The sequence below is a fragment of the Veillonella parvula genome, from assembly GCF_018378075.1.
Lineage (GTDB): Bacteria > Bacillota > Negativicutes > Veillonellales > Veillonellaceae > Veillonella > Veillonella parvula_K.
In genome coordinates this window covers 17497-32740 of the sequence record NZ_JAGZYE010000010.1, presented here as the reverse complement: position 1 = coordinate 32740, position 15244 = coordinate 17497, and the positions used below count along the sequence as shown (strand labels likewise).

General features: G+C 38.0%; 16 protein-coding genes. 4 read left to right on the top strand and 12 right to left on the bottom strand.

Annotated elements, in window-relative coordinates; all coding sequences use genetic code 11:
- Nucleotides 1-34 precede the first annotated feature (34 nt).
- The 5 genes from KH286_RS08750 to KH286_RS08730 all read right to left on the bottom strand — a co-directional run bounded on the left by KH286_RS08750 (nucleotide 35) and on the right by KH286_RS08730 (nucleotide 3726).
- Nucleotides 35-925, bottom strand: a complete 891-nt coding sequence (locus KH286_RS08750; RefSeq protein WP_278617832.1) for a helix-turn-helix transcriptional regulator — start codon at nucleotides 923-925, stop codon at nucleotides 35-37.
- 257 nt (nucleotides 926-1182) lie between these two features.
- Nucleotides 1183-1578 (bottom strand): YbaN family protein, encoded by a 396-nt coding sequence (locus KH286_RS08745; RefSeq protein WP_278617831.1) that lies wholly within the window; start codon nucleotides 1576-1578, stop codon nucleotides 1183-1185.
- Nucleotides 1578-2945, bottom strand: a complete 1368-nt coding sequence (locus KH286_RS08740; protein ID WP_278604423.1) for a PTS ascorbate transporter subunit IIC — start codon at nucleotides 2943-2945, stop codon at nucleotides 1578-1580. The genes KH286_RS08745 and KH286_RS08740 overlap by 1 nt, the downstream gene beginning before the upstream one ends.
- A gap of 29 nt (nucleotides 2946-2974) precedes the next feature.
- Nucleotides 2975-3250: a PTS sugar transporter subunit IIB gene (locus KH286_RS08735; RefSeq protein WP_024061110.1), complete on the bottom strand. Its 276-nt coding sequence runs from the start codon at nucleotides 3248-3250 to the stop codon at nucleotides 2975-2977.
- 20 nt (nucleotides 3251-3270) lie between these two features.
- Nucleotides 3271-3726, bottom strand: a complete 456-nt coding sequence (locus KH286_RS08730) for a PTS sugar transporter subunit IIA (protein WP_004696688.1) — start codon at nucleotides 3724-3726, stop codon at nucleotides 3271-3273.
- A gap of 252 nt (nucleotides 3727-3978) precedes the next feature.
- Between KH286_RS08730 and KH286_RS08725 the strand changes: the two genes are divergently transcribed.
- From KH286_RS08725 to KH286_RS08715, 3 genes are read left to right on the top strand one after another with little or no spacing between them, the layout of a single operon-like run.
- Nucleotides 3979-4986 carry a FecCD family ABC transporter permease gene (locus KH286_RS08725; RefSeq protein ID WP_123137753.1) on the top strand — a complete coding sequence of 336 codons (1008 nt, stop codon included), beginning with the start codon at nucleotides 3979-3981 and terminating at the stop codon, nucleotides 4984-4986.
- Nucleotides 4987-5012: 26 nt separating this feature from the next.
- Nucleotides 5013-5759 carry an ABC transporter ATP-binding protein gene (locus tag KH286_RS08720; protein ID WP_155085994.1) on the top strand — a complete coding sequence of 249 codons (747 nt, stop codon included), beginning with the start codon at nucleotides 5013-5015 and terminating at the stop codon, nucleotides 5757-5759.
- Between the two features lie 21 nt (nucleotides 5760-5780).
- Nucleotides 5781-6785, top strand: coding sequence for an ABC transporter substrate-binding protein (locus KH286_RS08715; RefSeq protein WP_278617830.1), 1005 nt, complete (start codon nucleotides 5781-5783; stop codon nucleotides 6783-6785).
- Nucleotides 6786-7068: 283 nt separating this feature from the next.
- Here KH286_RS08715 and KH286_RS08710 read toward each other — a convergent pair whose 3' ends face one another.
- The 5 genes from KH286_RS08710 to KH286_RS08690 form a co-directional block, all read right to left on the bottom strand.
- Complete coding sequence (locus KH286_RS08710) at nucleotides 7069-7242, bottom strand: hypothetical protein (protein WP_004697552.1); 174 nt, start codon at nucleotides 7240-7242, stop codon at nucleotides 7069-7071.
- A 429-nt stretch (nucleotides 7243-7671) separates the two neighbouring features.
- A complete protein-coding gene (locus KH286_RS08705) occupies nucleotides 7672-8670 on the bottom strand; it encodes an inorganic phosphate transporter (protein ID WP_008601598.1) in 999 nt (332 codons plus the stop codon).
- Nucleotides 8663-9292 (bottom strand): DUF47 domain-containing protein, encoded by a 630-nt coding sequence (locus KH286_RS08700; RefSeq protein ID WP_004697557.1) that lies wholly within the window; start codon nucleotides 9290-9292, stop codon nucleotides 8663-8665. Before KH286_RS08700 ends, KH286_RS08705 begins: the two co-directional genes overlap by 8 nt.
- A 271-nt stretch (nucleotides 9293-9563) precedes the next feature.
- Nucleotides 9564-11033, bottom strand: a complete 1470-nt coding sequence (locus tag KH286_RS08695) for a [FeFe] hydrogenase, group A (RefSeq protein ID WP_278617829.1) — start codon at nucleotides 11031-11033, stop codon at nucleotides 9564-9566.
- 132 nt (nucleotides 11034-11165) lie between these two features.
- On the bottom strand, nucleotides 11166-13181 hold the full coding sequence (locus KH286_RS08690) for an ABC-F family ATP-binding cassette domain-containing protein (RefSeq protein WP_195394602.1): 2016 nt from the start codon (nucleotides 13179-13181) through the stop codon (nucleotides 11166-11168).
- A 122-nt stretch (nucleotides 13182-13303) separates the two neighbouring features.
- On the opposite strand from KH286_RS08690, the gene KH286_RS08685 reads away from it, so the two are divergent.
- Nucleotides 13304-13624 (top strand): hypothetical protein, encoded by a 321-nt coding sequence (locus tag KH286_RS08685; RefSeq protein WP_008714437.1) that lies wholly within the window; start codon nucleotides 13304-13306, stop codon nucleotides 13622-13624.
- A 43-nt stretch (nucleotides 13625-13667) separates the two neighbouring features.
- Here KH286_RS08685 and KH286_RS08680 read toward each other — a convergent pair whose 3' ends face one another.
- Nucleotides 13668-14822 carry an MGDG synthase family glycosyltransferase gene (locus tag KH286_RS08680; RefSeq protein WP_120055528.1) on the bottom strand — a complete coding sequence of 385 codons (1155 nt, stop codon included), beginning with the start codon at nucleotides 14820-14822 and terminating at the stop codon, nucleotides 13668-13670.
- Nucleotides 14823-14904: 82 nt separating this feature from the next.
- Nucleotides 14905-15204, bottom strand: coding sequence for an HU family DNA-binding protein (locus KH286_RS08675; protein ID WP_004696710.1), 300 nt, complete (start codon nucleotides 15202-15204; stop codon nucleotides 14905-14907).
- Between the last annotated feature and the right edge of the window lie 40 nt (nucleotides 15205-15244).

Below are 15244 nucleotides of genomic sequence, written 5' to 3'. Positions count from 1 at the left end.
ATTTTTAGCTAGGATAATATAAGGTCCAAATTATTTAGACCTTACGATAAGCACTTGGCGTTACACCAGTAGCCTCTTTGAATGCACTAGTAAATTTACTACCATTCTCATACCCTACCGCATTAGCGATTTCTAAAATAGACTGATCTGAGTCTTGAAGCAATCGCTTCGCCGCATTAATACGACATTCTTTTAGATATTGATGTATGGTTGTACCAAATACACCTTTAAAGCAACGTTTCAGGGTAGATGTAGGAATATCAAACTGTTCAGACAAGGAATCAATAGTAATACGCTTCATAAACTGTGTTGATACATATTCACTTACAGCTTTTACAATATCTACCTGTTGCTTTCTATAGGTACTTCTCTTTTCAGGATTAGCTGTAGAGATAACAGATAATAATAAAAAGATTTCAATCACTTTTAATTTAAAATAGTGCTCTTTTATTTGATCTGACACATTATATAAACTGGAAAAAATGTGACGAACAGTTTCCGTTTCTTCCATCATCATACCAAAATCAGAATGCTCACAAAACCGATTGGCCAACTCAGTCAAATCAATTCGAGAATCACTAACAAGTGCATCTAATACGGGTTGAGCTTTTGCAACATCTACTAATAATACAATTCCTTTAAATAATTTTGTAGGAAAGTAATTTTCATGTTGATAATCAGAGCGTATATGCCAACCTAACGACATATCCCCTGGCCCCATATATAAATACTCACCAGATGAAAACTTGCACTCTATGCGCCCCTCTTCACAGTGATTTATAGCAAACGTCTTGGTATGTGATTTAGCATAAAATTGAATCGTCTCTTGCTTCACATCTAGAAACATTAGATCGATACCGTCAAACACCGTATACCTTGACATAGATGTTCCAGCATGTGAGGCCGCATGATTATGTGGATTCATACTATCACCATATACACAAATTCTATAAACATAAATTAATAATATTATATTATAGTATACTTATTGATAGTCATTGTCAACTTCAAAATAGTAATAATTCATTTTATATTTAAAAATATAAGCTAGTTAGCTTTAGTAATATAGAATAATTAATATCATCATTAAGATATAGTTAGTGTGCTATAAAATAAGCCTCATAAATTAAACTACAAGAACTTAATTCATGAGGCTATATTCAAAACTAAGGATATAAGTTTCTATTTTTTTGTTTTAATAATAAAAGCTAATGCTATGACATGAGCTACCCATATAATGCCCATAACCATTAGAGCAATAGGCATATCTTGACTAAAATAGGCACCAATTGTCATTATGGCACTAACGGATACGAGAATGGACAACTTTGCCCGCAATGTCAACGCTTTATCGCGTTCATAAGCAGCAACAGTCTTTTGATATAAACTAGACGCCAAAAACATTTTATGGAGTCGTTCAGATCCACGAGCCAAACAAAATAACGTTAGCATATAAAAAGGAACTGTTGGCAATAGTGGTAGTACGATACCTGCTGTACCAAGGGCAAAACTTATGGCCCCAATAGTCAGGAATACATATCGAACAACTACATTACGATGTTGCTCAGTTGTTTTCATTAATCCTCTTCTACATAGTTAATAACTTTACCCTTTGTTTTAATAAAGTTAGGAACAATGAGTACTAAAGCGGCAATAGCTACAATGCCATAGATACCAGCCATACCTACCCATTCATAAGCATTACCTAATACTAGACCCATTACGGCAAAGTCCGCATCACCAAAGGTTGTATTTTGGAAGCCTAATTGACCAAGAACTGGCAACGCCAAAGCTGGCAAGAATGTAATAGCCAAACCATTTAGGAAAGCGCCTACTGCTGCACCACGACGTCCACCAGTAGCATTGCCATAAATACCTGCTGTAGCACCACAGAAGAAGTGTGGCACAAGACCAGGAATAATTAATACGCCACCTACAGCACCAAGGATAAGCATACCGATAATACCACCAATAAAGGAGCTAAGGAAGCCTAATACCACTGCAGTTGGAGCATAGGTGAAGAATACGGCACAATCTACAGCTGGAATTGCATTAGGGATAATTTTTGTAGCAATGCCTTGGAATGCAGGGATTAAATCACCTAAGATCATACGCACACCAGAGTATACGATTGTTACACCAACAGCAAAGTTCATAGCACTCATAACAGCGTATAAATATGGGCTCATATCTCCGGATAAAATGGCTACAAACTCGGAACCAGCCGCAAAAGCCGCAATTAAGTAGAATACAATCATAGTCAATGCGGTAGATAATGTTGAGTCCCGTAAAAAGCCCCATTTTTCTGGTATTTCAATATCTTCTGTACTATCTTCAGCTTTACCAACATATTTAGCAACCCAAGCCGATAAATAGTAGCCTAAACTACCAAAATGACCAATGGCAATTTCATCACCATCTGTCACTTTGGATGTATAACTTTGACCAATAGCTGGAGAAATGGCAGACCATGCCCCCATTAAGAAACCACCTACAAGTATGAGTTCCATACCAGATAAACCTGCAGTACCAAGTACGGCAGACATAAGGCATGCCATAAATAAGCTGTGATGACCTGTTAAGAACACATATTTAAACTTGGTGAAACGTGCAATACATAAGTTCATCAATAAGCCTACAACAAGAATAGACATTGTTTCAACGCCAAGTACCTTTTGTGCAACAGCTACAATAGCTTCATTATTTGGCACTACACCAGTAATATGGAATCCATGTTCAATCATTTTCCCCAAAGGGTCAAGATTGCTAACGATAACACCCGCACCTGCAGCTAACATTAAATACCCGAGAATAGGTTTTAATGTGCCCGTCATTATTTTATGAAACGGACGTTTCAAGGCGATCAAGCCTATACATGACATAATACCAATCAAAAGTGCCGGTTGAGACAGCACATCACGCAAGAACTCTAATACCATTTCCATGGCACTACCTCCTATATAATTGTTACATATTATTGAGCAGCTAGTTTTAATGCTTCAAGAACATCTTCTGTAATCTTCTTTTTATTAATATAGCTACGAACAATAGCAACATTTTTATCGTCAAATTGTTCAGCCAACTCTTTTACAGTTACGATGAGATCTGCCTTACGACCTTGAGCCGCGTTAAAATCGATAGATTCAACTTGTGCATCGATACCATTTTCAGCACAAATTTCTTCAATTTTCATTTTTAACATCAAGCTAGAACCAATACCATTACCACATACAGTTAATACAGAAATCATACTTGCCTCCTTCTAAATGTTTATTGCTCGTCTAAATGCTCTGCCAAGAATGCTTGTACGTCGTCAATACTTTCAAAGTCAACGGCCGCATCTAAGAATTCTTCATCCTCAAATAAAGTAGCAATATCTGTTAACAATTGAATATGCTCATCTTTATTGGGAGCACATAAAAATAATGCGACAGATACAGGGTCATTATCAGGACTGCCAAAATTCAATGGTTTTTCCAATGTCACTAAAGCTGTCCCTACACGCTTTGCACCATGTTCTGGGCGAGCATGTGGCATAGCAAGACCTGGAGCCAATACGATATATGGACCCATTTCGCGAACGACTTCAACCATAGCCTCTGTATAAGATGGATCCGTAAAACCCGCATCAACCATCAGTTGACCACCATGACGAATAACATCCTCCCACGTCTCAGCGGGATAATGAAAGGATACATTATCCTCAGATAATAAATCTTGTATCAAACTAACACCTCCTAAACGTACTTCTGTACATATAGTTCTATTATAGCTATTATAATAAATTTTTCATATATCAAAATAACAATGAACTTATAAAAATGAATAAAGCTAACATAAGATTTTGCTATTTATAATTTAATAAACCCTTATACGTATAATACCTATACAGGTATTAATATTGTATATATATTGAAAATTCTCTATACTTAGATAAGACTTAAACTACCTAAATAAAAAATAGAATAAGGAGATTTTATGCAGACTTCGGTAAAAGTATTTGTACTCTGTCTAATCCTCTGTATTTCATTAGTAACAGCTTTACAGTTTGGCGCTAAATTCATTTCTCTAGACCAAATTATTTCAGCACTTATGTCTATGATTGATGCAAATACTACAGCATCTATGACTGATACGATTATTACAGATATCCGCTTACCACGACTTATTTACTCTGTTCTAACAGGTATAGGTCTATCACTTGTAGGTCTATTAATGCAAACTGTCACACGCAATGCCCTCGCAGATCCCTATGTATTAGGTGTTTCTTCTGGCGCAAGCACAGGTGCCGTTTTCGCTATTATCATGGGTGGCCTACCATTCTTAGGCCAGTACAATACGCCTATTTTTGCGGCCCTAGGCGCAGCACTTTCAATTATATTAGTCCTCTTATGTGTTGGTAAAAGCAACAGCCCCGTAAAACTTATCCTCATAGGTATGGGTATGACTGGTGTATTCTCAGCCTTAACAATGATGATTATTTACGGAGCCAAACACGAAGCTCAAGTGCGAAGTGCTATGTTCTGGCTACTTGGCAGCTTTGCAGGCATACAATGGAGTGATTTACCATTAACAGCAATCATCATAACCTTATTTATGCTATATATCTATACGTTCAATCAAGACCTTGATGTGTTGCTACTCGGTAATCATGAAGCAGCACAAATGGGCCTTTCCGTTAAGCAGTTACAATTAAGTATTGTTGTCATATCCTCTATTGTGATCGCCACACTAGTATCAAAGGTTGGTGTAGTTGGCTTTATCGGCCTTATCATCCCTCACCTTGCTCGGATTATAGGCGGACCTAAACATAAACATACATTACTATTTAGTGCACTCATAGGTAGCATCGTTATGATCTGGTCAGACGTATTATCGAGAGCACTCTACAGTCCAGAAGAAATCCCTATTGGTGTGCTTACATCTTTATTGGGGGCTCCACTCTTCATTTGGATTATCATGAATCGTTATAAACACAATGGTTAGTGTATATCATATCTATAGGAGATACTATGTATCAAATTAATCAGCTGTCTTTTTCTTATGAAACCAAAGAAGTGTTAAAGAATATTTCTGTAACATTTCCTACCAATAAAATAACAGCCATAATTGGACCAAATGGATGTGGTAAGTCTACGCTACTTAGCCATCTATATCGACTTCATCCATCAAAAAACAAAATCACATTAAACGAAAAACCTTTAGAGTCTTATAAAGGTCGCGAGTTTGCTCAATTGGTAGCAGTCTTAACACAATCTAGAGACGCTATGATCGATGATTTTCTCGTAAAAGATATCGTTCTCATGGGCCGGTATCCGTACAAACAACACTTTGGCACCTATAGTTCTGAGGATGTTAAAATTGCAGAGCATTATATGAATGAAGTAGGCATCACCCATTTAGCAAATGAAGAAATTCATCATTTATCAGGTGGTGAGAAGCAACGCGTATTCATTGCTAAAGCCTTAACCCAGAAACCTCAAATACTTCTTTTAGATGAACCTACTAATCATTTAGATATGAAGTATAAAGTGGCACTTATGAAGCAATTGCGTGCTTTTAAAGGCACTACAATTGTAGTCCTTCACGACTTAAATCTAGCGGCTCAATATTGCGATCATATTGTCATCATGAACAGCGGAACTATCCTAAAAGAAGGTTCCCCTACCGAGGTGCTCACACCTGAAATTCTTGAACCAATTTTTGAAGTTCCTTTCAAAACCTCTTGGGATGAAGGGCGCTATCATTTATATTATTAATTAGTAAAGAAAGGACTTACTATGTTTCAGAATTTAAGAAAGTCAAAAAAATTATTATTAATCGCTATGACATGTGCTACATTCGCTATTGCTGGTTGTGGTTCTGATACTACAAAAACTACAGCGGATAATGGAACCTCTGTAACATGGAGTGAAACATTTGATGGTACAAAAACAGACTTTACCGTAAAATCCGCCCCTACTCATGCCGTGTCCATGTCCCAAGCAACAACGGAAATGATGTTACAATTAGGCCTTGAAGACAAAATGGCTGGGACGGCTTTCAAAGAAGAAGAAATCTACCCACCTTTACAAGCGGCTTACGACAAAGTAAAAGTATTATCTGAAAAATGGCCTTCCTATGAAGTATTCATGTCCGTAAAGCCTGACTTCGCTACAGGATGGCCTGATTCTTTCAGCAAACGAGCTATACCTGCAGATAAAATGATTTCCCAAAAGGTTAATATTTGGATCCCTGAATCCATGTTATCTACTAAGGCTGACCTAGAAACCAACTTCAGCGACATGATTAAATTGGGTGAGATTTTCGGCGTAAAACCTAAGGCAGAAGAATGGGTTGCAGGTCAACGTAAAACATTGGCAGCTATCCAGGATAAACTAAAAGACTTACCTCGTAAACGCGTTTTCATTTATGACTCTGAAGACGGTCAACCATTCACAGCATTCGAAGGTTATACTACTAACATCTTAAAACTTATCGGTGCTGATAATGTAATGAGCGGCTTAGGCGTTGATAAAACATGGGCTAAAGGTTCTTGGGAAACAGTAATTGCGCAAAACCCTGATTATATTATTATCGCTGACTATGGCAATTCTATCCGCAACGACGATGATTTCCAACAAAAAATTGAAAAAATCAAGGCTAACCCTCAACTTCAAGACATCACAGCCGTTAAAGAAGGTCACTTCATTCGTGTAAAACTTTCCGAAATCACACCTGGGGTACGTACAGTTGATGCTTTAAAACGTTTAGCTGAAGAAATTCACGGCATCAAAGTAGACTAATTTAATATAACAAGATATAGAGTAATATGTAATATGTAATATGTAATATGTAATATGTAATATGTAATATGTAATATGTATTGTATATTATATTATATTATATATAACGAAGAAGGTCCCAATTCAAATGAATTGGGACCTTCTTCGTACTACTTGTATTGCACACAGCATATTGTTTAGAGAGTAAAGATGTGTTGTAGTTGAAAGATTTAGAAATAATGAATTATTGTAAAATAGATTTAAAATGTATTAAATTGTATATGCTGTGACAATGCCTGATTATTTATACTTCTCGACTATATTGTTGCCTATATCGTTTATCATTATTTGCCTTAATAGCCATGATCAATGGCTTTAGCGAAAGAAACTCTTCATCACTGAGTCGAAAGGTTCTACCAATACGTTTAATAGGATTACGTGGGCGCCCGGCACCGCGTCTAGATCCACCCCATGCCATATACATACCTCACTTTTCACTTGAAAAACTCCTTCTACCGATAGTATAACCTCGTATACATAAGTATGCAATAGCCATTCACTTTAAACAACCTCTTAACAGCCTATAAATTAGTAATAAACTTCATTTATTAGTAAAATGCATAATCAACAAAACACATATTTATAAGTATTTTTCCCTATTCAACTTGAATTGTAACATTAATGTTGCCAAATATAGATAAATCTCTTTTATAGAATATAGTATTTACAAACCAGTTTATTTCTATATTTTTAGACTATTTAGATACTATCACGTACACATATAGTAAATAGAATTTTAAAATAGAAAAGCAAATTATTTATAAATATGACAATATAGCAAGAATATTTTGATAAACAAAAAAGACTGCGTTTGCAGTCTTTTTTACTATAATAAAAAGTATATGAATTAGCCAAATAGTAAGTGACCTACTTCATAAGCAATAGCGGCAACGATGCCAGATAATGGAATCGTTACAAACCAAGCCATAACCATAGATCTTGCTACCCCCCAGTTAACGGCTTTAATACGTTTAGAAGAGCCTACACCTAGTAAAGAACCACTTACTACGTGTGTAGTACTTACAGGCAAATGTAAGAATGTAGCTGTAAAAATAGTAATCGCCGAGTTTAAATCAGCAGCGAACCCATTAATAGTTTCTAGTTTGAAAATCTTGGTACCCATTGTAGAGATAATTTTCCAACCGCCTACAGCAGTACCCATAGCCATTGCAGTAGCACAACAAAGTTTTACCCAAATCGGTACATCTAATGTATCGATGAAACCACCGCTAAGTAAGGTTAATGTGATTATCCCCATCGCTTTTTGTGCATCATTAGAGCCATGAGAAAATGCCATCATAATTGCTGATACAATTTGCATGGATCTAAATCGATCATTTAAAGCAATTGGAGAAAATCTACCGAAAATAAGCAACAATACTTTCATCACAATATAGCCACCAATCATGGCTACAATCGGAGATAAAATAAGAGACAAAAAGATTTTTAAAATCCCCGCCTCATTCAATGCGTCAAATCCTACAGACCAACCCACAGCACCGATGATACCACCAATCAAAGCATGAGATGAGGAACTTGGAATTCCCCAATACCAAGTTAAAAGATTCCATGTAATGGCACCGATAAGGGCTGCAGAAATAATACCACTATCGATAAGAGATGGCGACATTACTATATCACCACCGATAGTCTTTGCAACACCTGTACTAACCATTGCACCCAAAAAATTGAGAGCAGCGGTCATCATAATTGCCTTTTTAGGCTCAATAGCTCGTGTAGAAACGGATGTGGCAATGGCATTCGCCGTATCATGAAAGCCATTGATATAGTCAAAGGCTAATGCTAAAAATACAACTAGCCATACTAAATAATGAGCATCAAGCATACTTCAATACTACCCGGCGGAATGTACCAACCAAATCTTCGCAGCCATCGATTACATCTTCCATAGCGCTAAGGATTTCCTTCCATTTGATAATTTCAATTGGATCTGTACACTCTGTAAAGAGCTTAGCCATTTCTTCATGATAGATATTATCCGCTTCAGACTCAAGTTTCAATACTTGGTGAACACGCCCCTCTACCTTCACATGATCCTTTTTAAGACTCCCCATATAACCAATGGATTTGTTGATATGCTTAACGCATTTAACAACAATTTCACTCATGCGAATAGCACCATCACTTGGTTTGCCAACGTGATACATAACCATTTTATCCATGATTTCTTTGATATTATCCAATGTAGTATCCAGTTGGTCAATCAAAAGCTGAATATCCTCACGATCCATTGGAGTGATAAATGTTTTACGTAAACGCTCTACAGTTTCATTTACTAATTCATCGGCAGCTTTTTCCTTTGTATCAATTTCAAGAAATGCCTCTTCCTTAGAGATATCCCCTTTAAACACGCGTTCCATCATTTCCGCACTTTCATAAGTTAGTGCAGCATGCTTTTCCAAAATACTGAAAAATTTTTCTTCTTTTCCTTTTAATTTAAAAGCCATGAAGATCCTCCCGAACCAGTATTGATTGCTTCAATAATAACAATTTAATTATAGCATACTACAAGTAATTCCTAAACCAATTTACCAATCTCTATATTTTAACCCCTATGCGTATATGGCATATATAGAATCTACATCTGTGAAAGCTTTTATTGACCATATTTCCACTATATAAAGTAGAAAAAAGCAGATAGCTGACTAACATATCAACTATCTGCTATATATTTCTTAGCTATCTTTGTGTTTTTTATTAACTAATAACCATCAACTCTTAGCTATTAGCTTCTGCCGCCGCTTTAGCCGCCTCTGCCGCCTTTTTCAAATTAGGTACGGATGTAGGGCATGTAGCAGGCGTACAAGCGCCATTAGGGCCTAAATCTTCAGAACGATTTACAAAGGTAGTATGTAACATATGATGTGCTTTGTGGCTCATAGGTTTGCCATCAAAAAACTCAGCATACATTTTTTGGATATCTGGATTATCACAAGCAGCTTTTACAGTTACTTCTGCATCGCGAGTATACAAGGAAGCAATGCGAGCTTCACGAGCTTTGTCAGCCATCGGCAATTTAACGCGTGGTTGTCCACCACCACCGATACAGCCACCACGACAAGCCATTACTTCGATAAAGTCATAATGGATATTTTCTGCACGCATGCGTTCGATGAACTTACGCAAATTACCTGTACCATGAACTGCCGCTACGTGTAATGTTTTATCTCCAATCACTACGTCTGCTTCGCGAGCACCATCCATGCCACGAATAGCTTCAAATGGAATCAATGTTTGAGGTGCATCTTCACCTGTCGCCATCTTGTAAGCCGCACGCATAGCCGCTTCCATAACGCCACCAGTGTTACCAAAAATGATACCACCACCAGAGGCTTCACCCATCAATGGGTCAAAAGCAGAATCTTCAAGGTCATCAAAATTGATTTCTTCTGAGCGCAACCATTTTGCAAGTTCCCGTGTAGTAATACAGTAGTCTGTATCGCGCATTTCTGGTGTATTCCAGTATTCCGCAGAGGAGTTCATTTCATCGCGACGAATTTCAAATTTCTTAGCTGTACACGGTGTTACTGCAACGGCAACGATTTGTTTTGCATCAAGGCCCATTTTTTCAGCAAAATAAGTTTTTTGTGTAGGCGCTTGCATAGCAATCGGGCTCTTAGCCGTAGATAGGTTTGGCAAGAATTCTGGATAGAATGTTTCCGCAAACTTAACCCAAGCAGGACAACAAGATGTGAATTGAGGCAATACTGCATCACTATTAATAACGCGTTCTAATAACTCAGATGCTTCTTCCATGATAGTCATGTCCGCACCAAAGTTTGTATCAAGAATATAGTCACCACCCAATTTACGAAGAGCAGCCACCATTTTACCTTCTACAAACGTACCAGCCTCAAGGCCAAATTCCTCGCCTAAACCAACACGTACGGCAGGCGCAGTTTGGAAAATGACGATTTTATTAGGATCAGCAATAGCTGCTTTTACTTCATCAATCTCAGAACGTTCATTAATGGAATCGAATGGGCAAATAGATGCACATTGACCACAATGAATACAAATTGGATGATCCCCATTTGTTGTTAAATCATAATAATCAAATACACCCATGTCTACAGCACAAGCTTTACGACATAAGGAGCAGTTTTTACATTTAGTTAAATCTTGTACTAATGCAATATTTCCGTCTTCAATTGGCACGCGACGGTCTAAAAATTGGTACTTACTCATGAGTTCCTCCTACTTAGGTAACGTTGTTATCGTTAATCGTAGAAATTATACTATACATTGTGAGTTTTATCAATAAACTTACACGTAATTCCTTTGCATAACAGATATTAAAAAATAGCATGATAAAAGGAGTTATAGGCGTTCCTCTAATTCCATCCACCGTTCAGTGAGCACATCTATTTGAGTCTGTGTTTCTTCTCGTTCCTCCATCAGTGACTGCATTTTTTCATAATCAGTAGCCACTTGGCTTATCATAACATCGAGGCCCTTCACTAAATGTTCTAGCTTAGGCAATTCATCCATAATTTTGGCATACTCCGCTTCTTCTGCTTTATTGAGACCCTTCTTTGGTATTTCTTTGAAAGTATCTGTTTCATCACTAGCTACAACATTATCATTTCCAAGGGTATCTACCCTATTAGATTGATTATCAACAGAGTCATCGCTATCAGTCTCTCCACCTTCTACAGCTCGTACCACTTTGGAATTAGCCGGTATATTATCATTTGGCATATAGAATGGGCGCTTGCTGCCACTACTTTCATCAAGAGCATCTTTGTAGTCAGAATACGAGCCATGAACGATTTCAATATGCCCATCGCCGGTAAAGACAAACAGTTTATCCACTACGCGGTCTAGGAAGTACCGATCGTGGCAAACGGTGATGATGACGCCACTAAAGGAGTCAAGGAAATCCTCTAATACCTCCAATGTTGGAATATCAAGATCATTCGTCGGTTCGTCCAGCAATAATACGTTAGGGGCGCTCATCAACAATTTTAAGAGGTATAAACGACGACGTTCCCCGCCAGAGAGTTTTCGAATCGGTACACCATGTAATTCTGGGGTAAAAAGGAATCGCTCAAGGATTTGTCCTGCGCTCAATGTAGATCCATCACCGAGTACCATATAAGAGTGGTCCTCACGAATATAATCGAGAACGCGCATATCTTCATCAAATTCAGGTAGCTCTTGTTTAAAATGAGCAATACGAACGGTCTCACCTTTACCAATAGTACCTCTCGTCGCTTCGTAGGTGCCATCAAGGATATTCATAAAGGTAGACTTACCAACACCATTGGGCCCTACTATACCGATACGATCATGGCGTACCACGTGATAGGTAAAGTCCTTAATCATAGGACGTTCATCAAAATAAAACTCTAAATGCTCAATATCAAAGATGGTTTTTCCTAAACGTGTCTTCAGCGCAATAGGATCCATTTGATCCGGACGGCGGGTTTTCTCCATATTCTTTAATTTTTCGTAACGGTCAAGACGAGCCTTTTGTTTTGTAGTTCTAGCCAGAGCACCACGACGTACCCATTCGATTTCTCGTTTTAAAAATTGACGTCGTTTTTCTTCCGTAGCAGCTTCACGAGCCTCTCGATCAGCTTTCAAGGCAATAAATTCTTCATAATTGCCATCGTATTGATACATATGACGATTTGATAGCTCTAAAATACCATTACATACGGAATCGAGGAAATATCTATCATGGGTACTGATTAATAATCCTCCTTGACGTACACTCAAATACGACTCTAGCCAATCAATACTATCTTCATCCAAATGGTTAGTCGGCTCATCTAGTAATAAAAGATCACATGGATATAGCAATGCTTGCCCCAATGCAAGACGACGCTTTTGCCCTCCTGATAACATAGCTACCTTTTGCTCCACATCAGGAAAGCCCAATTTAGATAAAATAATGCGCGCCTCTTGCTCTACTTGCCACCCGTCTTGTTGATCCATTTGCTCCAATGCATTCATATAGTTGCGAGATATTTTAGCATCGTCTTTACCAGACTCTTGCATTTGGCGATACTCACGACTAATACGTTCAAAAGCTTTTACCATTTGCAACCGAGGATGATTTCCATCAAGAACGGCCTCAAGCAAAGTAGCTTCCGCATCAAAATCAGGTGTCTGCGCTAAGTAATAAATGCTAGCCTTACCATTACGCTCAATGGTGCCTTTATCAGCTTCCATTTGTCCTGCTAATATTTTTAGAAATGTAGACTTACCCGTTCCGTTGATGCCCACAAGACCTAATCGTTTTTCCGTGGTAAAAGTCATACTCACCTCTTTAAACAGTAGCCTTGTGCCATATGATTTCTCTATGTTCTGTAAACTAATAACGTTCATATTCCGCTCCTATTTTGTAATTCTGTTATTTATTATACTACACATTACCATTGACAGTAACAGGCGCCCTCAGTAGAATAAACGTAACATATATATTCATGAGGAGGTATGAGGAGGTCCACATGGCGACGGATATGGTTTTAGACTTTTATGAAAGTATCAACTTTGAACTTATCGACATTGATGGGTATGACACATTATTTACCGAGCTCTTAGAGGATGGCACGTATGCAACTGTGTCCGATGATGACGGCTATATGCCAGAGGACTTAGAGACACCAGTCGTATTCAATGTGTACGACGATAACGACTCCTTCCAATGGAGTGTTACCCTTGATGACTCTTACCAATTAAAAGATTTATTGGATGGTGCAGAAAGTACGGATGCTTTCTTAGTCACATTACAAAAACTTCGAAAAGAACATATTGAACAGTATCAATAGAAAAAAGCGATGGCCCTTTTGGTCATCGCTTTTTCTATATTGGTTAGCTAATTGCCTCTTGAGCTTTCACAAGCTCATCTTGTGCACTACCATCTAAAATTTCAATGAGACTATTTACAATATCAGCAGCCCCATCCACATGCCATTCGCGAGCTCGCTCAGACATTTGTTGAAGTCGCGGAGAATTAATTAACAGTGCAGTTACCACATCTTCTAAGTTATGAATATCACGAGCCCAACGAGCACACCCCCGTTGCTCTAATAGTTCTGCATTTGCCTCTTCCTGCCCTGGGATAGCATTAAAGAATACCATTGGCAATCCGATTGTAACAGCCTCCATACAGGTCAATGCACCAGGTTTTGTAACGAGTAAAGACGATGATTTCATGAGCTCAGAAATATTGGTAGTATAACCATATACGGTGGTCTTCGTCTTCATAGATTCACTAAGGACAACTAACGATTCGTAAAGAGACGTATTTTGTCCCGCTACAACGGTAATTTCACCAATACCATTTACTTCATCTAGATGTTTTAAAGCCGTCTCAAGAGAGCCTAAACCTAGGCCACCACCCATAACAAGAACTTTCACAGGTTCCTCTAAGCTATACTCTTCAATAGCATCACGGAAAAAAGATCGCCGCACTGGAATGCCAGATACATGAATACGAGATTCATCGATACCTGAAGCTACCATTTCAGGTACCATAGATTCTGTTGCAACATAGTAAACATCAATCTGTGGATAAAGCCAAAACTGATGACTACTAAAGTCTGTCATAATAGCCACTAGTGGTACATCTATATGACCTTGACGTTTTAAAATCGATGCCGCCCCACAAGGAAATGGGTGTGTAAAGACCATTACATCTGGCTCTTCTTGTTGTACTAGTTTAAGCATGCGGCTTTTAAGTAGGTACGACAATGCGGTTTGCATAATGGTCCCTCGTTTTTCCCCTTTCGATACGCGATAAATCATATCATAGAGCATGGGGAATACGTCAATCATCTTGATATAGGTACCCTTAATTAAATGCTCTACAGACATAGTTTCTGTATCAAGAAAATCAACATGGGTAATTGATGCTTGTGGCTCTTTTTCTTTCCAATATTCTTCTATGGCTCTTGCGGCTTGCATATGTCCAGTGCCGATTGAGGCAGACACGATGAGAACCTTCCTTGATGTTTCGTTATTCATAATGCACCCTTTCTCTGTGCATTATACCATAAATAGATAAAAAAAAGAGACCTCGAAAGGTCTCTTTCACATCCAATATGGATTATTTTTTGCGTTTTTTAGCTTTTGCAGCGTTAACTTGTTCTTTCAAACCTTTACCAGCTTTGAATGCAGGGGATTTGGAAGCTGCAATTGTGATAGTTTTACCGTTTTGTGGGTTACGGCCTTCACGAGCTGCGCGTTCACGAACTTCGAAAGTACCGAAGCCGATAACTTGTACTTTGCCACCAGCTGCTAATTCTTGAGCTACTGTGTCAAATACAGCTTTTACTGCTTTTTCAGCATCTTTTTTAGTTAATTCAGTTTTTTGTGCAACACTTGCGATTAATTCTGTTTTGTTCATGACAGAACCTCCTTAAAATTACAATACCTTAGAAGTGTAT